Origin of the sequence: Vibrio sp. B4-6 (assembly GCF_963888245.1) — a bacterium.
Lineage (GTDB): Bacteria > Pseudomonadota > Gammaproteobacteria > Enterobacterales > Vibrionaceae > Vibrio > Vibrio anguillarum.
This window is the reverse complement of sequence record NZ_CAWPIM010000022.1, coordinates 199,829-222,280: the sequence shown is the minus strand read 5'-3', so window position 1 is coordinate 222,280 and position 22,452 is coordinate 199,829. Positions and strand designations below refer to the sequence as shown.

Here is a 22,452-nt window from a genome sequence, read left to right as displayed (position 1 = left end):
GGCTTAACCTCTTTGTGCCAGTTGTTGGACAAGCTGATAGGCTTTGCCCGAGTTCATTACACTAATGGCCTGTTGTGTATTGGCTTTGAGATCTTCTTGGCCAAAAAGACGCAGCAGCAGCGCCACATTAACAGCGACGGCAGCCAATTGCGCTGGCGTGCCTTTCCCTGTCAGCAGGTTGGTGATAATGGCGCGATTCTCCGCAGGCTCACCACCTTGAATGGCTTCGAGTGGGTAGCTTTCAACACCAAAATCTTTAGGTGTTAAGGTGTATTCGATGATGTGTCCATCACGAATTTCAGCCACTAAGGTTTCACCATGAATCGCCACTTCATCTAAACCACTGCCATGAACGACCGCTGCACGTTTCAATCCCATTTGTAACATGGTTTGGGCAATAGGCAGAACCAGTTCTTTACTGTAAACACCCATCAGTTCAATGTTGGGGCGAGCGGGGTTAATCAGCGGTCCTAATATATTGAAGATAGTGCGCGTTTTCATGGTTTGGCGCACGGGCATCGCATGACGCACGCCACCGTGATATTGCGGCGCAAATAGGAAAGCGACGCCCAAATCATCGATGGCTTGGCGAGTATTTGCAGCGCTCATTGCAAGGTTAATACCAAATGAATCCAGTAGATCAGAAGAGCCTGATTTGCTCGATACTCCACGATTACCATGTTTGGCAATTTTTACGCCACAGGCAGCAGCAACAAATGCTGCGGTGGTTGAAATATTAAAAGTATTTGAGCCATCACCACCAGTGCCGACTATGTCTGCAAAATCATAGTCTGGCCTTGGAAACGGGGCCGCGTTAGCCAATAATGCTTTGGCTGCGCCAGCAATTTCATCGGGTGTTTCACCTTTGATTTTCAGTGCCGTCAATACCGCTGCCATCAAAATAGAGTCGAGTTCACCACGGACGATGACATCAAACAGTTGCTGGCTTTCTGCTTGCGAGAGCGACTGCTGCGCGTAAAGTTTATTAATGATGTTTTCCATAAAATATCCCTATAAATCCGTTAGTGGGTGCTTTTTTCTAAAGCCCAATCGATCGCATTGGCAAGCAATGCTGCGCCATGAGTAGTCATGATGGACTCTGGATGAAATTGAAAGCCGCACACTTTATCTTGCTCTTGCACCACGGACATCACGAGCCCATCAACCTCTGCCGTGATGGTTAAACTATCCGGAACTTCAGTAGCCACTAGGGAATGATAACGAGCAATGGCTAGTGGTGACGGTAGCTGTTGGTAAATACGATGATGTTGGTGTTCCATCATCGAGATTTTGCCATGGATAATTTCGCCAGCACCCGCGACGGTGCCGCCGTAAGCTTCAACAATCGCTTGGTGACCTAAACAGATGCCAATGATCGGCACTTTGCCCTTAAGGCGTTGGATTAATTGTGGCATGCATCCCGCGTCTGCGGGCGCGCCCGGTCCGGGGGAGAGTAGTAGCAGCGGTTCATCCAATTGAAAGACCGCTTGTTCAATGCTCTGTGCGGCGATGTTGTTGCGATAAATCGTCACCGTATGGCCGAGTGAGCGGAATTGATCAACAAGGTTGTAGGTAAAGGAATCAAAGTTATCGATAAAAATAATGTTGGCCATGTCTGCTACTCCTGATGCGCGGCTTGAATTGCAGAGATCACGGCTTGTGCTTTACCACGTGTCTCATCGGCTTCCGATTGAGGGTCTGAATCATAAACGACCCCAGCGCCCGCTTGAACTTGCGCAATACCCTGTTCGACATAAGCCGAGCGGATCACGATGCAAGTATCTAAATCGCCTTCCCCGGTAAGGTAGCCTACCGCGCCACCGTAACTGCCACGGCGGGCTTTTTCCACGTTACGGATAAGCTGCATGGCCCGAATTTTCGGCGCACCAGTGAGTGTGCCCATATTCATGCAGGCTTGGTAAGCGTGCAGTGCATCGAGATCGCTTCGGAGTTGACCCACCACGCGAGAAACCAAATGCATAACGTGACTGTAGCGATCCACTTTCAATAAATCAGCGACGTGGCGCGTTCCTGCTTGTGCAATACGTGCGACATCGTTGCGCGCAAGGTCGACCAACATCATGTGTTCAGCGTTCTCTTTTTTGTCGCAACGTAGCTCAAGTTCAATGCGGCTATCTAAATCAAAATCAATTGAACCATCAGCGCGTTTACCACGGCGGCGAGTCCCTGCGATAGGGTAAATCTCAATCTGGTTGGTTTCGGTGGCGTATTTCAATGCGCTTTCAGGAGAAGCGCCAAACAGAGTAAAGCGTTCGTCTTGCATATAAAACATGTAAGGGCTTGGATTGCTCTCTTTCAGTTTTTTATAAGCAGCAAGTGGTGAAGGGCAAGGCAGGGTAAATCGGCGAGAAGGGACCACCTGAAAAACATCGCCTTTCACGACAAATTCTTTTAACGCTTGAACGGTCTTGCAAAACTCTTGGTCAGAAATATTCGTTGTCACGCTTACGTTAGCTACGGTTTTGGCTTGCGGTAGTAATTTGGGTGCAGCACATTGCTGCGCGATCTCTTGTAAACGAGTAATTAATGTTTCACGCATTGTTGGCGTGGGGTTAAAAACACTGGCTTGCAACTGACAATGCTCAGTTTTATGGTCAATCACCAATAAGGTTTCTGCGATATAAAAAACGTAGTCTGGACACTGATTAGTCGTATCGGCATTTCCTAGCGGTTCGAAGTTGGCCACCAAATCGTAGGCAAATAAACCGCCTAGAAAGAGGGCATGTTTATCGTGATGACGAAGATCGAAACTGTGCTGCACGAGACGTAGTGCATCAAAAGAAGAGGCTTCGCGTAGGCGAGAATCTTCGTCTAGCGTGTCGTATGGTGCTTGAAATTGAAGTGTTAAGGTATTTTGTTGTAACTGATGTTCAATATCCGTTTTAATATTACGCTGTAGATGTTCGATGAGCTGTTGACCATTGTCTGTCAATGCGTGAAAAGTGACAACGTGACCAAAGCAAGTGATGCGCACGGCAGCATCAACCAATAATAGACTTTTGAGATCCTGTTTTGAGTCGATCTCGGCGGATTCTAATAGCAAACAATCTGTTTTTGACTCACATAGCGTATGAAATAGACGTGTTGGATCTTGGGTATAAGGCACGGACATATTGATTACGTCAATTTGGCCTAAGTTTTTAATTTCAATGGTCTTATTCACAAGACCTCCTTGATGAATTTTAATGTTCCTGTCGTCCATACTCGCATAATCCTCTTAGAGACCCAATCTTCACTTTGGGGGTTTCGCTGTTTTATTGCGCAATGTAATGTGAGCTATTCGACAAAATAAAAAGCCCGCTCATTGAGGCGGGCTTTGTGAATTCGTGTTCTATTTTAAAAGTACACGGTTGCCCACCAAGAACTTGTCCAAGTGTGCCACCAATTGAGCTCAGATGAAGCTGCGCTTAAATTGTGATTATGGTTTTGGTTAAATTCTTGTAACATGGTCAACCTCAAATACGTGCCTTGCATTTGTGTACTAGTTAACTAGTGCGAGAGTGAAAAGTCAAGCCTAAAAGATGGCCAAAATAAAATTATGAGAATTGATCTACATAGCCACACCACTTCTTCAGATGGCAGGTTATCGCCGCAAGCGTTAATCGATAGGGCGCTAAGCTTTGATATTGAGGTATTGGCGATCACTGATCACGATACGACTGATGCATTAACTATTGCTCATGACTATATTAATCAGCAACAATTACCCATCACCTTGATCGATGGCATCGAGATTTCCACGGTTTGGCAAAATAAAGATATTCATATTGTTGGGCTCAACATCGACTCAAACGCTCAAGCTTTGCAGCAGTTAATTGAGCAGCAAAAGGCACATCGTGTGCAGCGCGCACAATTGATTGCACAACGATTGCAAAAAGTGACACGTGAAGGGGTGTTAGAAGAGGTGCAAGCCATCGCCGGAGAGGCACCGATTACTCGTGCGCATTTCGCAAAATGGCTGGTTGAACAGGGTTTTGCGAAGAACATGCAGCAGGTGTTCAAAAAGTTTCTCACCCGCGATAATCCCGGGTATGTACCACCAAGTTGGTGCTCGATGACCGATGCCGTTGAAGCAATACACGCCGCTGGTGGCCAAGCGGTATTAGCGCATCCTGGACGATATGACTTGACGACCAAGTGGCTCAAGCGCTTAATAACGGCGTTTGTAGAAGCGGGTGGTGACGCTATGGAAGTGGCACAGCCACAACAAGCGCCACAAGAAAGACGTAATTTGGCCGATTATGCCATACAATACAATCTATTAGCTTCTCAAGGCAGTGACTTTCATTACCCCTCACCTTGGATGGAACTGGGGCGAAATCTTTGGTTGCCTTCTGGCGTCGATCCTGTCTGGAAAGATTGGGGTTTAAGCCCCGTAGATAGACTCAATAATGAGGAATTACAATGAGCCAGTTTTTTTACGTTCATCCAGAAAACCCGCAGACTCGCTTGATTACTCAAGCGGTTGCCATTATCCGCAATGGCGGAGTTGTTGTGTACCCAACGGATTCTGGTTATGCACTAGGCTGCCAGCTAGAAAACAAACAAGCATTAGAGCGTATTTGCCAAATTCGCCGCATTGATGATAAGCATAATTTTACCTTGCTGTGCCGTGATTTGTCAGAGCTCTCTTTTTATGCGCGTGTAGATAATACCGCTTTTCGCTTGCTAAAGAATAACACACCTGGCCCTTATACGTTTATTTTCAAAGGGACCAAAGAAGTGCCACGTCGGTTGATGAATGCGAAGCGTAAGACGATAGGTATCCGTGTGCCTAATAACCGTATTGCACTTGATTTACTTGAAGCGTTAGGTGAACCGCTAATGTCCACTTCACTTATTTTGCCCGGCAACACCCATACAGAATCGGATCCAGAAGAGATTCGGGATCGCCTTGAGCACGCCGTGGATGTCATTTTAAACGGGGGTTATTTAGGTGAACAGCCGACGACAGTGATTGATTTCAGTGAAGATGAGATGGTGGTTGCTCGCGTGGGAGCGGGCGATCCAACACCTTTTGAATAGCTTTTGAGTAGGCCATCAAAACGAGTGCTTTTTGGCGTAGAATTTGAGATACTATGCGGCCGCGATTTTGGGGTCGCATTTTTTCATTCGACGTCTGTGAAGACGACACATAGGTAGATAAATGAGCGAAAAGTTACAAAAAGTTTTAGCACGAGCTGGTCATGGTTCTCGTCGTGAGTTAGAAGCTTTGATTAGAGCAGGACGTGTCAGTGTTAATGGCAAGGTAGCTATGTTGGGCGAGCGTCTAGAAGATGATAACGCAGTTGTGCGTATTGATGGACATGCTGTTTCCGTTAAAGCGCCAGAAGAGGTTATTTGTCGAGTGCTTGCTTACTACAAACCGGAAGGTGAGCTTTGTACACGTCATGATCCAGAAGGTCGTCGGACGGTATTTGATCGTCTACCTAAAATTCGTGGTTCGCGTTGGATTTCAGTTGGCCGCTTAGATGCCAACACCTCAGGCTTACTTCTCTTTACTACCGATGGTGAATTGGCTAATCGCCTTATGCACCCAAGCCGTCAAGTAGAACGCGAATATTTAGTGCGTGTTTTTGGCGAAGTGAACGAACAGAAAGTGCGTAACCTCGTTAAAGGGGTTGAGCTAGAAGATGGTTTGGCACGCTTTGAAGATATCGTTTACGCTGGTGGTGAAGGTATGAACCATACTTTCTACGTCGCGATTAACGAAGGCCGTAATCGTGAAGTTCGTCGTCTTTGGGAATCTCAAGATACCACAGTGAGCCGTTTGAAACGCGTTCGTTATGGCGAGATCTATTTGGACAAAAAACTGCCACGCGGCGGTTGGATGGAACTGGATCTTAAAGATGTAAACTATTTACGTGAATTGGTTGAACTGCGTCCTGAAAAAGAGACGATGCTAGATTTGAGCAAAGACAACACTTCACGTACTCGTGAGCGTGCGCGTAGCCAAAAAATTCGTCGTGCCGTTAAGCGCCATGAAGAGCGCGTAACGACGACAGGCAAGCCTAAAAGTCGTACGACCAATGGTACAACGACGAATGGTAAAAAAACTAACGGTACGACAACCAATGGTACAACGACTGGCCGTCGCAAGCCTGCTTCAAGTACCCGTAACAGTGGTGCCGATGGTAGCCGCGGCATTGGTCGGCCTCAAACTGGTAAAGCGAAAGCGCCACGTCGATAAGCGAAACTTTCTCGTTGCCTGTTAGTTGATATTAAAATCCCGAGCTAAGCTCGGGATTTTTTCGTTTAAGACATTGATAATAAAGTAAAAAGCCGCCTTCTTAGAAGGCGGCTTTGGTTTACAGCCCCCTGAAAGGGGGCATCCTCGCGCTGTTAGTTCATCTTCAACTCTAACTGCGCCTCATATTCTTGATCTTTCTTGTCTTGGTGTCTGACGTACCGTCTGATGATTTCTTCATTTACGCCAACCGTATCGACAAAGTAACCTCTTGCCCAAAAATGATTCCCCCAGAGCTTCTTTCTTATATGGGGGAATTTGTTAAACAACCGAATTGCCGAACGTCCTTTCAACACTCCCATCAACGTTGAGATAGAAACTTTTGGTGGAACTATCACAACCAGATGAACATGATCCGGCTGAACATTTAGTTCCAATACCTCACAATCTTTCATATTGCATAAAATATAGATTGAGCGATAAAGCTCCTTACCTACATTCCCTTTCAGGATCTTGAATCTGTATTTCGGCGTCCAAACTATGTGGTATTTACAACGCCAATGGACATGTGATGAACTTCTGTAGTCGCCCATGTTTTTTGTTTCCTCTTACTTGTGGTGAATAAGAGGTTTACTTCTAACATGGGCACTTCTGCGGGCAATAGCCCCAAGGTTCAATCACCACCGCCCAAGGCGGTGGTTTAGGGGTGACAATAAAAATTAAAACAATAGAGTTGGTATTGAGCACTTGTGCATGGATTGACATCCCTATGTTCATATTTTCTGGTATTAAGTGAGTAGAGTGAAGAAGCAGGCTACATGTGGCATGTATGGTATGGTTGACTAAATTTTAGTGATGCTACAATGTTACGATCACAGGCGGGTAGATTTGGAGTTAGTTAAACATGGATAGAGCAGGCATCTCAGCCGTTAAAGTGGCACTTATCTACGCAACATTTGCCGTGCTCTGGATATTATTCTCGGATATGACAGTCGAATTATTGCTAGATAACGCCCAGTTGCGCGCTCTCGCTCAAACCTATAAGGGGTTGATGTTTGTCATTATTACCGCCTTACTTTTGCTCATGTTGGTGCTTAGAGGGAATCGCTTACTAGAAAAAGCCAATGATATGGACAGCCTCACTGGGCTGCACAGCCTTAGTATGTTTGTGCGTACTCTCAATATAACGATCAAAAAATTAAAGTCTAATGAGCGATTTATTCTTTGTTACCTTGATGTCGACGATTTTAAAAGTATCAACGAAACTCTGGGGTTTGAGCGTGCAGATGCATTTTTGCAGGATTTAGCTCACGATATTAACGAAATGACTTTGCCCAGCTCATTAGTATCGCGCTTACATGCCGATCAGTTTGCCAGTTTTGTAAAGTTGAGTGACGCTGTAGATATGGATTCTCATGTTCGGAGCGTCCAACGTCTGTATACCCATCGGGCCAAGCAACACAATATTGAAACAACTTGCTGCATAGGTGTTGCCATTTACCCAGCCGATGGTATCAGCGCCAGAGAGCTGATGGTTTCCGCGACTGAGGCTCTTTCTTAATGTTGCAAAGAAACAAAAGAACGCTATTCAGCAGCATGAGAATTTGAACTCATACATACGCATTGAAATTACGGAAACAGCAACGCTTACCGATATGAAAAAGAGTGTTGAAATTATTTCTAATCTGCAATCTAACGGGATTACTTTTTCCATCGATGATTTTGGCACTGGTTATACGTCACTTGCCATGCTCAAAGATCTTACTGTGGATGAAATCAAAATTGACCGCAGTTTCGTCTCTGAAGTAGAAAATGATGATCGTTCAAGAACGATAGTGAATGCCATTATTGCTATGGCGCAAAGTTTTGACATCGACATTGTGGCAGAAGGCGTAGAGAAGGCCAACCAATTGAAAATTTTGCAGGCAATGGGCTGTCAACAAGTGCAGGGCTACTACCTAGGGCACCCAATGCCAGCGGAAGATCTCATTAACCATTTGTCCTTGAATATTAATTAAAAATCTCACCTATAAAATGAGTAGTACGCTCAGTATTTATTAAGCTGATGAGGTACATATTTAGCGAGTTTGGTTGACTGCCGCTTCTTTGCAAGGCAGCTTCTTCACCCTCATGCACTGACTCTCAAAGCAAGAGGGCGAAGATTTTTCATACCAAGCTTCAGTTACCTAATTCAGCATAGTGTTCCTAAAAAAGATAAGTCTCATAACGAGCAAATGACAAACTATGGCTACAAGGTTTGTTGTAGTTGGAAATAGCGGCCTTGTTTGGCCAATAACGCTTGGTGGCTACCGTATTCCACGATTTCACCTTGTTCAATCAGGCAAATAGCATCCATTGTTTCTAACTCGACCAAGCGGTGAGTAATAAAGAGGACCGTTTTATGCGCAAAATGCTGTTGAAATAGAGCCAGAATTTGCTGCTCTGTTTGTTTATCCAAGCCTTCCGTGGGTTCATCGAGTAATAAAATTGAACCGTTGTGGAGCAGTGCGCGCGCGATACCGATGCGGCGTTTCTCTCCACCAGAGAGCTGACGGCCGCCGTCACCCAGCCATGCGTCCAAACCTAGATCGTCCAATAGAGTATGTAAACCGACTTGCGTTAAGGCGTGAGCCAACTGTTGATCGTTTGCGCTTGGATTGGCCATCGCGAGGTTGTCTCGTAGCGTGCCATTGAGTACATCTACACGTTGGCTAACCACACTGATGGTTTGGCGAAGTTCGCTCTCATTCCATGCTGTTAAGTGGGTACCTGCAATGGAGACGCTACCTTGCTGTGGATCCCAATAGCGTGACAGCAATTGCATTAAGGTTGATTTGCCAGAGCCTGTTTGTCCCACTATCGCAACGCGATGCCCTGCGGGAATATGGAGGTTGACATCGCGTAGCACATCTTGTCTGCTGTCAGGATAGTGAAAGGTTACGTCTGAAAATTCAATATCGAATTGACCTGAGTGCTGAGTTGAAGCGGTAGGAAATTGGACTTCAGGCTCAGCCAAAATAATATCGTTGAGGCGGCGAGCAGAAGTGAGTGTTTGCCCTAAATGTTGAAATGCACCAGCAATCGGCATCAGCAGCTCAAAACTTGCCATAGTTGCAAAAGCCACCAGTGCAATCATCGGGTCGGGTTGATTACCTGCCACACCATCGGCGGCAAGCCAGATCACTAACACAAGCGTCCAGCCATTAGCGAGCATGAGCAGTGCTTGTGCAAGGCCAGAAAAATGAGCGTTAGCCAATTGATTGACCAGCAATTTTTGCTGCGCGCTAAGAATCGCTTCACGGTAACGGTTTTCTGCACCAAACAGGGTCAGTTCACTGTAGCCTTGCAACCAGTCAAGCGTTGCAATACGCAAATCCGCCTTGTGCTGGGTGAGCTCGGCACCATTACGCTGACCCAGTTTATAAAAGAGGACTGGCCACACGAGCAGTAGCGTTAGAAGAATTGCACCAAGGGTTAAGCCAATGGCAGGGTCGAACCAACATAAGAATGCCGTTAACGCACTAATGCCTAGTACACCCACGGTTACTGGGCTGATTAAGCGTAAATAGACGTGATCCATAGCATCGATATCTGCCACTAGACGGTTGAGTAAATCAGCGTCTCTGAGGTTTGACACACGACCTGGGATCAGTGGCGCGAGTTTTTGGAAGAAGAAAATACGCAGATCCGTCAGCAGCTTGAATGTAGCATTATGGCTGACAACACGCTCACCCCAACGTCCTGTAGTGCGTCCCATGGCAAACCCACGTACAAACGCGCCCGGTAGCATGTAGTTGAATGTTTCACGAGCAATGGTTAAGCCAGCAACGGCCGCTGCGGATAAAAACCAGCCGGATAAGGTCAGTAGACCAATCGAGGCAAACAGGGTTAAAAAGGCCAGCAGCATGCCGAGAGATAAACCAAACCAGTGCTTTTTATACAATTTAAGGTAAGGGATGAGATCACGCATCAAGGTTCCCCTTATTGGCTTCATCAAGCGCTTGATTAGCTTGTAACATATCTGAAAACAGACCCTTTTGCTGGCTGAGTGTGTTGTAATCGCCTGTTTGAACTATCGCCCCATTTTGCATCACCAAAATCTGTTGCACCGATTTTAATGGTGCTAATTGGTGCGTCACGATTAAAGCGGTGTGGTGTTGAATTTGGCGGTTCAAACCTTGCATCACTAACTGTTCGCTGCGGGCATCTAAGCTGGCGGTTGGTTCATCAAGTAGCCAAAAATTGCCGTTTTGTAGCAGCGCGCGAGCAAGTGCAATTCGCTGAGCTTGTCCGACAGATAATCCACCAGATCGATCGGTGATGGCGTAATCCAAACCATGTTTGTCGACAAATTCAGCCGCATAGGCATTGTCTAAAGCCGAATGAAGCGCTTCGTCACTCATGTCATACTTGCCAAGGCTGATATTCTCAACGATGGTTCCGTGCACCAATAGTGGGTTTTGCCCAACCCAACTGATCTGCTTACGCCAGCTGGTATGCTCAAGATCGCTCAGTTCAATACCATTAATTTTCAAACTGCCTTGGTAAGGCATGAAGCCTAAAATGGCGTTTACTAAGCTGGTTTTACCTGCACCGCTTGGCCCGACAAGCGCAGTGGTTGAATGGTTATCTAACGTAAATGAAATTGGACCGACCAAGCGTTTTCCTTCTGGGCTAAACACTTCGAGATCTTGCGCTACAATGTCAATCTGCTGTGCACCGTCGAGCGAGATAGATCCTGATTTCACTTTGCTGATGTCTGTTTCCAAAAACTCGACAATGCTTTCAGCCGCGCCGACAGCTTGTTGTTTGGCGTGATAAAAGGTGCCCAAATCACGTAATGGTTGATAAAACTCAGGCGCAAGGATCAAGATAAATAGGCCGGAAAATAGAGTTACGGCTGTACCGTAGTAGCCGAAATTCAACTCGCCAATAAAGCTAAAACCAAAGTAAACGGCGGTGATGGCGATCGATATCGAGGTGAAAAATTCTAACACTGCTGATGATAGAAAGGCGATTTTCAATACATCCATTGTGCGAGTGCGAAAGACTTCAGAAGCGCCTTTAAGCTGATCGGCTTCGGCTTGTGTGCGGTTGAATAGGCGTATTGTAGTCATCGACTGCAGGCGATCATAAAAGTGACCAGATAACCGCTGCAGAGCTTTGAAATTTTTACGATTAGCATCGGCTGCTTTCATACCGACTAAGGCCATAAACAGCGGCACTAAGGGTGCGGTGATTAAGAAAATCAAACCCGCCGCCCAGTTGACGGGAAAGACCACAATCAAAATCATAAACGGGATCAACACAGATAATGACATCTGCGGTAAATAGCGCGCAAAAAAGTCCTGCATGTTTTCGACTTGTTCAAGCAGTAATGTTGCCCATGCACCGGCAGGCTTACCTTTAATATAAGCAGGGCCCAACTCGCGAACTTTATCCAGTATTAACTGACGGATATAAATGCGGATCTGCTCTCCGCAGCGAAAACCCGCAATTTCACGCCCCCATGCGCACGCGGCACGTGCGGCAATCGTCACCACCAAACCAAGAAAATAGGGAATGAGCTCTGCTTTATCAACTTGTTCAATAATCAGTTGATGCAGAATGGAGGCGAGGAGTGCGGCCTGAGCCAGCAAAAACACACTTGATAATACGCCAAGGCCAACAGCAATCATTAACCAGCGTTTTGCCAGTTTACTTTGCTGTTTGAGCCAATTATTCAAGCTACGTTGCTTTTTCTTATCCATTTCGAAGGCTTAATGAGAATTATTATGTAAACGGAAGGGCGGTAGTATACAAAATAAAGCCCGATGGATATACCACCGGGCTGTAGGGTTTTGTTATAAAACTGGAAAATAACCTTTTGTTTACTTGTCGTTCATGCCTACTTATCGTTCAAGCTATCTAGGTAACGTTCCGCATCTAAGGCGGCCATACAACCTGTTCCTGCCGAAGTGATCGCTTGGCGATAGTTGTGATCCATCACATCACCAGCAGCAAACACACCTTCAATGCTAGTTTGAGTTGCATTACCATCAAGGCCAGATCTAACCACGATATAGCCCTCTTTCATCTCTAGCTTACCAGCAAACATGTCGGTATTCGGTTTGTGACCAATCGCGATAAAGACGCCCATCACGTCCAGATCTTCTGTCGTTTCTGATTGGGTGTGTTTCATACGAACACCCGTCACGCCAGTCTCATCACCTAAGACTTCCTCTAAGGTACGGTCAGTGTGCAGCACTATATTGCCGCTTGCGACTTTATCCATCAGACGGTTAATCAGAATTTTTTCTGCGCGGAACGAATCACGGCGGTGGATGAGGTGAACTTGTGCCGCAATATTAGATAGATAAAGCGCTTCTTCCACCGCGGTATTGCCGCCACCTACAACGGCCACTTTTTGGTTACGATAGAAAAAACCATCGCAAGTAGCACAAGCGGAAACTCCTCGTCCTTTAAAGGCTTCTTCTGAATCTAAACCTAGGTAACGTGCGGATGCACCTGTTGAAATGATCAGAGCATCGCAGCTATATTCTGCACTATCGCCTTTAAGGCGGAATGGCCGCTGTGAAAAATCAACTTCATTAATATGATCAAACACAATCTCGGTTTCGAAGCGCTCGGCATGCTCTTTCATTCGCTCCATTAAAGCAGGGCCCGTGAGGCCTTCTGCGTCTCCTGGCCAGTTTTCTACTTCTGTAGTGGTCGTTAACTGACCACCTTGCTGCATACCGGTAACGAGAACTGGATTAAGGTTAGCGCGAGCTGCGTAAACGGCTGCCGTATAACCAGCCGGGCCTGAACCAAGAATAAGAAGTTTGCAATGTTTCACGTTGCTCATGGGGACTCCAGTATCGAAAATGCTCGAAAATTTAACACGATTGTAGGGAATATCTCGAGTCAATTAAAGCGATTACATGGGCTAGCTTAGAAATAATCGTTATATAGCCAAACTGAGCAATGATGGGACTTGGCTAATAAGTCAGCCAACGTGTTTTTAAGCAATTTCGGCCGCTGGCTTTAGCCGCATAAAGTAGTTGGTCGACTTCTTCACACAATGCTTGGAGGTCTAAATCAGTATTCGTTGCGGTCAACACGCCAAAACTCGAAGTGACGGATACCGATTCTCGTGATTCGGTTACAAAATGGTGATCTTCAATTTTTCGGCGCAAGGTTTCGGCAATTTCGCTAGCGACGCTTAAGTCAGTGTCGGGTAGTAAGATGAGAAACTCTTCCCCACCGTAGCGAGCGACAACATCGGAAGAGCGTACCGATGACTTAAAGATAGCCGCAGTTTCCACTAATACTTGATCGCCGAAGGCGTGACCATAAGTGTCATTAATGACTTTAAAATAATCAATATCGGTCAAAATAAGGCTAATCGGTTTTGCATCTTCATTATGTTGGATCTGTTCGTCTAATTGCGCTGAATCGAATGGCTCGGCGTTTTTTTTAGGTGAAGATTGACCTTTGAACCAAGTCTGTTGCCACATCAAAATCCGTTGTGCGAGTTTAATAAGCGTTTCGCTACTATTTTGGTAAGATTTAGATTGATGTTTTGCAAATCGTTCTTCCATGTAGCGTCGATTATACAAGCCAGTCAAGGTGTCCGTTTTGGCAAGCATGCCCATTTTGATGCGAGAGCGGTTGGCCCAGATAAATATGACCAATAATCCGATTAATGCAAGAGCAAGGAAAAAGACGATTTCACCTAATAGATGAAACGTTTTCTGATGGTTTTCAATTTCTAGCTTTTGAAGTACGTTGTTCCAGTTTAGATCCTGATTTTCATATTGTAGACGCTCAAGATCAAACAACATTTGTTGTCTCTGTAAGTTCTCTATCTGTTCAACATTGCGAAGTATGAGCGATCGTAAATGATAAAAATCATAAGTTTCATAGGCTTGTTTGTAGTTATTTTGCCCAGCATAAGCCTGTGCTGCCACTTTTAACAACTCTATCTGTTGAATAAGTAGATTTGATCTTTGCTTGATATGCACAATGAGTGGTTCTACAAATTCAATCACTTCACCGTAGCGTTTTTGTTCCAATAGATCTTGTGTTTGTAATAGCTGAAAAGTGGCAAGGTAGCCTGGTTGGCTTTCTCTGTACTGCAGTTCCTCTGCTTTTTTCAAGAAAAAGCGCATTTGATCTCGGTTGTTGGTATCTCGATAAAGCCGTGCAAGTTCGATGTTAATACGAAAGCGATGTCGCCCGTCACCCAGTATTTGTGCTAGCTTGAGTGCGGTTTTATAGGTTTCGATCGCCGCCGTGATTTGATTACGTGACTCTTGCAACTTAGAGATGTCGAGTAAGCTAACCAATTGGCTATAAGACATTTTACGCTGCTTGAAGTAACTGTAGGAATTTTCAAGTAACAGTTGTGAACGATCAAAATCTTGTAGCTGAACCAGTATTTGACCTAGACCGTGAGATATTCTCTCCATTAACTCTTTGTTATCAATGGATTTTGCTGTATCAATTGAGGTCATTATTGCGGCGTACGATTTTTTAAACTCGCCTTGCTCTTGGTAATAGAGGCTTTTAGCTAGTAATACTTCTGATTCGATTTGTGCATTGTGATCGTTTCCTGCTTCAACTAACAGTGCGTCAAGTTTCGGCAACACGTCGACTTTTTGGTGCCGTAAAGCTTGAATCTCTCTTAGTTTGAGAGTGAGCGTTTCAACGTTGGTGTGTTCTGTTCGCTTTAATCCTAATTGTGCCGCTTCTAAGCTCCTATCATATTCCTCTAGTAGCCCATATACAGTGGCTTTGGCCAAATAGTAACGAACAACGAGAGCGGAAGGCTGTGACAATATGATGTAGTCTTCTTCTAGTTCACTAATTTGTGCTTTTGCCTTGATCGGTAGTGAATAGGTGATCTGCTCAATGCCCTCCAATGCTTGGAGAAATTTATCTTTAGGATCTATAGCCGCATAGGCATTGATTACACTGAAACCTAATGCGATGAAAGTCCACAGTGTGACTTTAATACTAGAGTTCACGAGTTGAGGATCTCCTTATCAGTTGAGCGATGTTTCAACTAAGTCTTAATAGTCAAATATATCAATTAGTTTGATGATCTAGTATTAACTTTAGTCTAATTTTTGGCATGGCTTACTACTTAAATGGTGCTAATTTAGAGTTAATGAGATGCTATATGGCTCATGGATTAATACATGCTAAATTTAGTCGAATCGAGTTGATAAATTAGTTACTGATATGTCCTTTAAACCCGCCCATGGTCTACATACCATTCCTACATCATCCTAATGTTGGTAATTCATTGTTTTTAAAAGCCTATTAACCTTGAAGTAGTGAGCTTGTCTAAAAATCGCTATGTGTCATGCTCGCTATTGGATGTTAATTCTTATTTTTGTGATTATTTAAGTATTAAATTTTATATTGCTAGTCACATACAGATATAACATTCATTTTTACTTGAATGTGCAATATTAGTGCGTATCCTTAATGTAAATTAATTGTTAATTTAATGTGTTCAATAATTTAATTAAGGAGCTGGTGATGTTAGCTGTACATGAAAACACTTTACAGATTACACAATTAAGTCAAAAAGCGATTCAACAACTTGCTCCCTCCTTTGCGCAATTACCACATACGGAGCATGCTGATGGTCAGTATCGTTTACGGCGCTACTCTGTGGTTCAATTTAACAAAGGGAAAGTCGAGGCGTTGGACAAGCATGACTTTATGCAAACCGATCAAATCAATCATTTTCAAGGCAACATTAAGCGTCATTTCGATCCTATTTTACCCTCTACGTTACAAAGTGAGGGGATGAGAGAAGTGTGCGAGGTGTTTGTGAGTACGAATGGTCTGCCTAATGGGCAAGAGATTGAAATCCATCAGATCCGAATTGCTGCTGTGTTTGATGAGACGCAAGTCGCGCCAGAAGGTGTCCATCAAGACGGTTTTGATCATATTGCGTTGGTGGGGGTGAATCGCCACAACATCGTTGGCGGTGAAATTATGCTTTATCAAGACTGCAATGAAGCCCCTTTCTTTCGGAAAGTGTTAGAAAATGGTGAGATTGCGATGCTCGCGGACAGTAAGTTATGGCATAACGCTTGTCCTATTCGCTCGATTGAGCATGGGCAAGAAGGTCATATGGATGTTTTTGTGTTAACCGCTAAGGATGGCCGAAATGCTCTTCACTCCTGAAAAAGCGCGTACCCAGTTTAGTGCTTTGTCGCAAAAATATCATGGTAAGTCAGTGAGTTTCTTAGATGGTCCAGGTGGCTCGCAAGTACCTAAGTCGGTAATAGAAAAAATGAGTGAATATCTGGGCCATTTTAACTCTAATTTGGGCGGACACTATTTTTCAAGCCAAATCACCACTGATTTAATGCAGCAGGCTCGTGAGTCGGTGCAAGCGCTTCTGAACGCTGAGTCATCAAGAAATATTGTATTTGGCGCGAATATGACCTCGTTGACTTTTCAGCTAAGTCGAGCCATTAGCCGAGATTGGCAAGCGGGCGATGAAGTGATTGTTACTGCGCTTGACCATTACTCCAATGTCTCCAGTTGGCAGCAAGCGGCGCAGGATAAGCACGTTACAGTGCACCAGGTAAAGGTGAACCAACAAGATTGTACTTTGGATGTTGAGCACTTACTGTCATTACTCAATCCTAAAACAAAGCTGGTAGCGGTCACTTATGCTTCGAATACCACAGGATCTATTGTCGATGTTAAACGCATTGTGGATGCGGCGCATCAAGTCGGCGCGATGGTGTATGTGGATGCCGTTCACTATGCTCCGCACCATTTGATTGATGTACAAGAATTAGGCTGTGATTTTTTAACCTGTTCGGCATATAAATTTTTTGGTCCACACGTTGGTATCGCTTATATCGCTTCGCAGTGGTTACATGCACTTAAACCCTACAAAGTTGAACCTGCAACCAATATTGGTCCGGGACGTTTTGAAACGGGTACGCAGAGTTTTGAAGGTTTGGCAGGCGTGATTGCTGCAGTGGAATATTTGGCGCAATGGGGAGACGCGAGTGGCTCGTTAAGAGAGCGTTTGATCGATAGTTTCATTCAATACAACCAGCATGAACGCCAATTAAGTGAGTATTTTCTGTATAAACTTAAAGGATTGAGTTCGGCTAAGCTCTATGGCCTGACCAAGGCTAACAGTGAGCTACGTACACCGACCTTTGCCATTCGCTTAGCTAATCACCACCCAGAATTTGTGGCCAAAACATTGGGCGAGCATAATATTTGTGTGTGGAATGGGCATTTCTATGCGCTTGGTTTAGTGCGTCAGTTAGATCTTGAAAACAGCGGTGGAGTTGTCCGTATCGGTTTTATGCACTACAACACGCGCAGTGAAATTGACGCTTTGTTTGATGTCTTATCCACATTAGCGTAACCAAAGTGGCCCGGAAATCTGTCGAAGGAAAGGTTTCTGGGGCGCAGTGCCTCTTTTAGCTTTCATCTTCGGTTGGCTCTAAGGGTAACTCTTCGATCACAATTGGCTCTTTGGGACCTAAAAATTTAGGTTGAGTATTCGTGATATAGAGATCTAAAAATGCTTTCGTACGAGCAAAGACCTCACGCAGCCTCACTTTAAAACCAGAACGAGTTGTTGGCCCTGCAACCGCTAAACACTGAGCATTAATGTTATGGTAGTTGGCAATAAAGAGTGCTCGCTCACAATGAAATTGTTGAGAAATGATCAAAAAATTGTCGGTTTCGAAGATGCGTTTTGCGCGAACAATGGAGTCCAAAGTACGAAACCCTGCATAATCTAAGTAAATATGTTCGCTCGGGATCCCAGCGCGCAGCAGATCGCGTTTCATCGTCCACGGTTCATTGTACGAACGGTGAGCATTATCACCACTGAGTAAAAACCCTTTTACTTTGCCTTGCTCATACAAAGCGATCGCGGCTTCAATTCGGTGGGTATAGTAGTCATTGAGCGTTTTACCCAAGTACTTACTGGTTCCAAGTACAACAGCGACTTGGAATTGACCGACTTGATTTTGCTCGGTGACGATTTGTTTTTCGGCTTGCCAACTGACCCAGCGATCAATGCCAAGCACAAAAAGGCTTGAAATGAACAACAGTACAGACACGTAGCGAAGCAGCGTGTGAACCCGCTTTTTCCAAACAGGGCGAGAGTGATTTGAAGATGAAAATTTTAACACTAAATTTGACGGTTCCTTTGTGCCCAGATCCCGATAGCAATAAAGCAGAGCATAATAATGCTAAACATCATGCCTGATTCTAACTGCGAAAGTGTCCGAGCAAGGTAAGGGCTCGCTTTGATGATCACCAAACCGTAGCCGAAAGCGTTAATCAATATAAACGTAAATGTGCGAACGACAAAGTGTTGGTTGCGCATTAGCTTGCGCATCGCGGCGTTAATCTCTCCACCGAGCATCACGAGCAAACAAGCGATAAATGCAGTTGATATCTCCGTTAAATACGGTGATAAGTAATGCCCTGCGGGCGCTAAAAAGTTCATCATATTGACTCACAGAAAAGCCCCTAAACATCAGCCGAAGCTTAGGGGACAGCAGAGTAGTAGCTTAGAAAGCAGTGCGTTTGTAGCGGCGGTATACTGGCTGCCAAAAATGCTGCTCAATGGCGGTTTCTAACACATCATCTGGGATCTCCAGTGCAACGCCTTGCTCAATTGCTTTTTTCGCTACCGCAAACGCAATTTTCTTGGAAACGGAGTGAATGGCTTCCAGTGGTGGAAGTAACGCACCATGCCCATTAAGCGCCAGAGGTGAACAGTTGGCGAGTGCGCGGCTTGATTCCATCAGCATCTCATCAGTAACTCGACGCGCATTGACCGCCAGTACGCCTAAGCCGATACCAGGGAAAATATAGCTATTGTTGCATTGTGCAATTGGGTAGGTTTTACCGTTATGCAACACGGGATCGAACGGGCTGCCTGTGGCGACGAGTGCTTCACCGTTGGTCCAACGGATAATGTCATTGGGGGTCGCTTCAACACGGCTGGTTGGGTTCGATAGTGGGAAAATAATCGGGCGTGGGCAGTGTTTGTGCATCTCAGTGATAATCTCTTCACTGAATAATCCCGGAGCCCCAGAAACACCGACCAACACCGTTGGTTTGCCATTTTTCATTACTTCCAATAATGAGAAACCATTACCTTCTGTGTTCCAATCATGTGTGTCTTTGTTTTTTTGCACGAGGCGCTGTTGGAAATCAAGTAGGTTAGGCATTCCTTCTTGCAGCAGGCCCCAGCGGTCAACCATATAGACTTGAGAACGAGCTTGAGCATCTGAAATACCTTCTGACACCATTTGCGCGATGATTGCTTCGGCAATACCACAGCCTGCAGAGCCCGCACCAAGAAAAGCGATACGTTGCTCGGAGAGTTGACTGCCCGCGGCTTTGCATGCGGCCAATAGCGAACCTACAGTCACCGCCGCAGTGCCTTGAATGTCATCGTTAAAACAACAAATACGGTTTTTATAACGCTCTAATAGTGGCATTGCGTTCTTTTGTGCAAAATCTTCAAATTGGATCAGTGCATCAGGCCAGCGACGTTGCACCGCTTGGATGAACTCTTCTACAAATGCATCATATTCGGCCCCGGTAATCCGAGGGTGACGCCAGCCCATGTACATCGGGTCAGCCAAGCGCTGTGGGTTATTGGTTCCAACATCGAGCACGACCGGTAAAGTATAAGCAGGGCTAATACCACCACATGCGGTATAAAGTGCCAGTTTGCCGATAGGAATACCCATTCCGCCAATTCCTTGGTCACCCAAGCCGAGAATGCGTTCACCATCGGTCACTACGATAACTTTTACGTTATGGTTCGCTGCATTATTGAGTAAATCATCGATGCGATCTCGATTCGGAAAGGAAATGAACAGACCGCGGCCGCGACGATAAATATTTGAAAAGTTTTCACACGCGGCACCCACCGTTGGTGTGTAGATGATGGGCATCATCTCAGTGATGTGGTTTTGTACTAAACGATAGAATAAGGTTTCGTTAGTATCTTGAATATTACGCAGATAGATATGCTTATCCATATCACTTTCAAAGCTGCAGTATTGTTGGTATGCGCGAACAACTTGTTCTTGTATCGTTTCCGTCGTTTCAGGAAGCAGGCCTTCTAAGTTGAAGGAACTGCGCTCTTCAGCACAAAATGCACTGCCTTTATTGAGCAAAGGCGTGCTGAGTAGAGCGGGGCCCGCATAGGGAATATAAAGAGGGCGTTTATCATTATTCATTGTCGGCCTATTTTAGGGTAGAAGGGAACTCAAAAATGATAACGGTTTACTCATGAGATTGTAAATAGACGAGCGGCGACACATGGCACAGAATACTGAAGAATGCAGATAAAAACGGTAGAATTCTTCGTGTTAATTGCTGAGGGCATCAATGTACACATTTTTGTCTATTGGTCTCCTTAAGCAGAGATTTCAAAAGTAGTGTTGAGCGATGATCACTTTAAGTGATAAAGCGACTTTTTGTTCACGGTTTGAAATATTAATCAATCAGACACATATGTCAGTAAGTCTGTTTATGCCTTGTTACAAACCTGGTTTTGATATAGCCAATCCATTTGATTTTAAGGAATAAAAGACTGTTTTTTTATATCCTATTGCTATATGAACAATCATGGATGATATTGAGTACAGTGTGCTGCCAATTTGTCGGGGGACAAAATGAATACACAAGAAAGGACACGGGTGGTGTTTGATTACACTACATTTCTTGGCGCGTCATGTAATAAGAAATGGACATTCCTCGAAGCCATGACGTCATTTGCACCGATTTTTGGTACGGTATGGAAAGACAGCATTAAAGAATTATCAAGCCCAGAGGATCGCCTATGGGAAATGGCGTTGAAGTCGTTATCAACACGCCGTAGTGATGAAGCGAATTTAATTTCACTGGTGAGATTGGCGAAATTAGAGGGGATTGAAGAGCTAAAATTAGTAATGCCGTATGCATTGGATTCTGAACAGATCCAATTGATTCAAAATAAAAGCCAATCTTTGATAAAAAATACAAAACCAGACGAATTTATTATCACCCTGTAAGGGGATAAACAGATAACGGGGCATATTTAATGTCCCGTTATTGTTTTGAGTACTAGTCAATCAAGCCATATTGAGAACGCAGGATCGTAATGATCTCTTGCTTTGGGTTTTGGCTTAATACGATCGGTTGGCCAACAATTTTCTCTGCAATCGCAAGATAGGTGTTGGAAATATCCATTAATGCAGCCAAAGGCAGCGCATTATCACGTGCAAGCGCTTCTCGCTCAGCCATCCGTTCTTTGTTGAGTAAAATATCTGGGTCAGGGAAGTAGTTGAGCAAGAATTGACGAAAACCTTCTTTCGAATTTTCCACAATACGTCCTTGCTGATAGGAAGCGCTGTCCCAGATGCGAGAAGAGTCCGGCGTACCTACTTCATCCATATAAATGAGTTTCTCAACGCCGTTGGCATCGGTGACATAACCAAACTCAAACTTGGTATCGACGAAAATTTGCTCTACTTGGCAGAGTGCATGGCTAATGACGCTGAAGCCTTCTTTTAATAGCTTTTCGTACAAGGCAATATCTTCGACACGACTGAAGTTAAAAGCGGCAAAATTCTCTTCAATATTATGACGTGAGATATTGACATCATCGGTTTCTGGAACACCGGGAATGCCTTTTAAGATGCCTTTGGTTGATGGTGTAATGAGCAGTTCTGGCAGTTTTTTATCTTTCTGCAAGCTTTCTGGTAATTGAATACCACAAAAATCTCGTTCACCTTTTTCGTAAGCACGCCACATTGAACCGGTAATATACTGGCGACAAATCGCTTCAATTTTGATTGGCTTGGCTTTTTGCACAATCCATACAAAAGGATGGGGAATATCTAAAATATGGCTATCGGCTAACCCGTTCTCTTGAAATAGCTTAAACCAGTGGTTTGAAATCGCGTTCAATGCCGCGCCCTTACCCGGTACACCTTTGATGCCACCTTCGGCATGCCAGATACAATCAAAAGCAGAAATACGGTCACTGATTACCATAATGGCTAAAGGTGCATCAGGAGCAACGTTGTAACCTTTTTCTTTGATCAAACGCTGGCTATCTTCTGGAGTTAGCCAATAAACAGAGCGAACTTTGCCGCTATGAACAGGTTGGTGAGTGCGAATTGGGAGGTCGTCATTGACGGCAAGGATTTGATCAGCAAGGCTCATTTAGACATTCCTATCTTTTT

General features: G+C 44.7%; 21 protein-coding genes and 1 other annotated feature. Of the genes, 8 read left to right on the top strand and 13 right to left on the bottom strand.

The features are described 5' to 3' along the window. Nucleotides 1-3: 3 nt before the first annotated feature. The 4 genes from trpD to AACV20_RS07740 all read right to left on the bottom strand — a co-directional run bounded on the left by trpD (nt 4) and on the right by AACV20_RS07740 (nt 3,495). Nucleotides 4-1,002: an anthranilate phosphoribosyltransferase gene (gene trpD, locus AACV20_RS07755; protein ID WP_017044622.1), complete on the bottom strand. Its 999-nt coding sequence runs from the start codon at nt 1,000-1,002 to the stop codon at nt 4-6. Nucleotides 1,003-1,022: 20 nt separating this feature from the next. Then, complete coding sequence (locus AACV20_RS07750) at nt 1,023-1,613, bottom strand: aminodeoxychorismate/anthranilate synthase component II (RefSeq protein ID WP_017042020.1); 591 nt, start codon at nt 1,611-1,613, stop codon at nt 1,023-1,025. Nucleotides 1,614-1,618: 5 nt separating this feature from the next. After that, nucleotides 1,619-3,184, bottom strand: coding sequence for an anthranilate synthase component 1 (locus AACV20_RS07745; RefSeq protein ID WP_170907077.1), 1,566 nt, complete (start codon nt 3,182-3,184; stop codon nt 1,619-1,621). A gap of 124 nt (nt 3,185-3,308) precedes the next feature. Then, nucleotides 3,309-3,411, bottom strand: a sequence feature (Trp leader region). Beyond that, nucleotides 3,358-3,495, bottom strand: a complete 138-nt coding sequence (locus AACV20_RS07740) for a hypothetical protein (protein WP_010318233.1) — start codon at nt 3,493-3,495, stop codon at nt 3,358-3,360. (Overlaps the previous feature by 54 nt.) 64 nt (nt 3,496-3,559) lie before the next feature. Here AACV20_RS07740 and rnm point away from each other — a divergent pair, with 64 nt between their 5' ends. The 3 genes from rnm (at nt 3,560) to rluB (ending at nt 6,211) form a co-directional block, all read left to right on the top strand. Then, nucleotides 3,560-4,429 (top strand): RNase RNM, encoded by an 870-nt coding sequence (rnm, locus tag AACV20_RS07735; protein WP_017042022.1) that lies wholly within the window; start codon nt 3,560-3,562, stop codon nt 4,427-4,429. Continuing rightward, complete coding sequence (locus tag AACV20_RS07730) at nt 4,426-5,046, top strand: L-threonylcarbamoyladenylate synthase (protein WP_170907076.1); 621 nt, start codon at nt 4,426-4,428, stop codon at nt 5,044-5,046. Before rnm ends, AACV20_RS07730 begins: the two co-directional genes overlap by 4 nt. Nucleotides 5,047-5,167: 121 nt before the next feature. After that, complete coding sequence (rluB, locus tag AACV20_RS07725) at nt 5,168-6,211, top strand: 23S rRNA pseudouridine(2605) synthase RluB (RefSeq protein ID WP_170907075.1); 1,044 nt, start codon at nt 5,168-5,170, stop codon at nt 6,209-6,211. Nucleotides 6,212-6,363: 152 nt separating this feature from the next. On the opposite strand, the gene tnpA is transcribed toward rluB, so the two are convergent. Beyond that, nucleotides 6,364-6,801, bottom strand: a complete 438-nt coding sequence (tnpA, locus tag AACV20_RS07720) for an IS200/IS605 family transposase (protein WP_026028341.1) — start codon at nt 6,799-6,801, stop codon at nt 6,364-6,366. A gap of 311 nt (nt 6,802-7,112) precedes the next feature. Here tnpA and AACV20_RS07715 point away from each other — a divergent pair, with 311 nt between their 5' ends. Next, entirely contained in the window at nt 7,113-7,769 is a 657-nt protein-coding gene (locus AACV20_RS07715) for a GGDEF domain-containing protein (protein WP_236732704.1), read from the top strand. 43 nt (nt 7,770-7,812) lie between these two features. Further along, entirely contained in the window at nt 7,813-8,226 is a 414-nt protein-coding gene (locus tag AACV20_RS07710; RefSeq protein WP_231564206.1) for an EAL domain-containing protein, read from the top strand. A gap of 230 nt (nt 8,227-8,456) precedes the next feature. On the opposite strand, the gene cydC is transcribed toward AACV20_RS07710, so the two are convergent. From cydC to AACV20_RS07690, 4 genes are all read right to left on the bottom strand, one after another. Continuing rightward, complete coding sequence (cydC, locus tag AACV20_RS07705; RefSeq protein ID WP_170907074.1) at nt 8,457-10,178, bottom strand: heme ABC transporter ATP-binding protein/permease CydC; 1,722 nt, start codon at nt 10,176-10,178, stop codon at nt 8,457-8,459. Next, nucleotides 10,171-11,958: a heme ABC transporter permease/ATP-binding protein CydD gene (gene cydD, locus AACV20_RS07700; RefSeq protein WP_170907073.1), complete on the bottom strand. Its 1,788-nt coding sequence runs from the start codon at nt 11,956-11,958 to the stop codon at nt 10,171-10,173. Before cydD ends, cydC begins: the two co-directional genes overlap by 8 nt. Before the next feature lie 137 nt (nt 11,959-12,095). After that, nucleotides 12,096-13,055: a thioredoxin-disulfide reductase gene (gene trxB, locus AACV20_RS07695; RefSeq protein ID WP_026027123.1), complete on the bottom strand. Its 960-nt coding sequence runs from the start codon at nt 13,053-13,055 to the stop codon at nt 12,096-12,098. A 133-nt stretch (nt 13,056-13,188) separates the two neighbouring features. Continuing rightward, the gene (locus tag AACV20_RS07690) at nt 13,189-15,219 is read right to left on the bottom strand and encodes a GGDEF domain-containing protein (protein ID WP_170907072.1); all 2,031 of its coding nucleotides are present in this window, start codon (nt 15,217-15,219) and stop codon (nt 13,189-13,191) included. 520 nt (nt 15,220-15,739) lie between these two features. Between AACV20_RS07690 and AACV20_RS07685 the strand changes: the two genes are divergently transcribed. Further along, nucleotides 15,740-16,396, top strand: coding sequence for a 2OG-Fe dioxygenase family protein (locus tag AACV20_RS07685; RefSeq protein ID WP_170894760.1), 657 nt, complete (start codon nt 15,740-15,742; stop codon nt 16,394-16,396). Next, the gene (locus tag AACV20_RS07680) at nt 16,371-17,609 is read left to right on the top strand and encodes a cysteine desulfurase-like protein (RefSeq protein ID WP_170907071.1); all 1,239 of its coding nucleotides are present in this window, start codon (nt 16,371-16,373) and stop codon (nt 17,607-17,609) included. The genes AACV20_RS07685 and AACV20_RS07680 overlap by 26 nt, the downstream gene beginning before the upstream one ends. A gap of 55 nt (nt 17,610-17,664) precedes the next feature. On the opposite strand, the gene AACV20_RS07675 is transcribed toward AACV20_RS07680, so the two are convergent. The 3 genes from AACV20_RS07675 to AACV20_RS07665 form a co-directional block, all read right to left on the bottom strand. Further along, nucleotides 17,665-18,414 carry a SanA/YdcF family protein gene (locus tag AACV20_RS07675; protein ID WP_026028037.1) on the bottom strand — a complete coding sequence of 250 codons (750 nt, stop codon included), beginning with the start codon at nt 18,412-18,414 and terminating at the stop codon, nt 17,665-17,667. Then, nucleotides 18,387-18,710 carry a DUF3392 domain-containing protein gene (locus AACV20_RS07670; RefSeq protein ID WP_088721142.1) on the bottom strand — a complete coding sequence of 108 codons (324 nt, stop codon included), beginning with the start codon at nt 18,708-18,710 and terminating at the stop codon, nt 18,387-18,389. The genes AACV20_RS07675 and AACV20_RS07670 overlap by 28 nt, the downstream gene beginning before the upstream one ends. A 61-nt stretch (nt 18,711-18,771) precedes the next feature. After that, entirely contained in the window at nt 18,772-20,460 is a 1,689-nt protein-coding gene (locus tag AACV20_RS07665) for an NAD-dependent malic enzyme (protein ID WP_013857124.1), read from the bottom strand. 438 nt (nt 20,461-20,898) lie between these two features. Between AACV20_RS07665 and AACV20_RS07660 the strand changes: the two genes are divergently transcribed. Beyond that, a complete protein-coding gene (locus tag AACV20_RS07660; RefSeq protein ID WP_026028825.1) occupies nt 20,899-21,276 on the top strand; it encodes a hypothetical protein in 378 nt (125 codons plus the stop codon). Between the two features lie 52 nt (nt 21,277-21,328). Here AACV20_RS07660 and AACV20_RS07655 read toward each other — a convergent pair whose 3' ends face one another. Next, nucleotides 21,329-22,432: a phosphoribosylaminoimidazolesuccinocarboxamide synthase gene (locus AACV20_RS07655; protein ID WP_170907070.1), complete on the bottom strand. Its 1,104-nt coding sequence runs from the start codon at nt 22,430-22,432 to the stop codon at nt 21,329-21,331. Between the last annotated feature and the right edge of the window lie 20 nt (nt 22,433-22,452).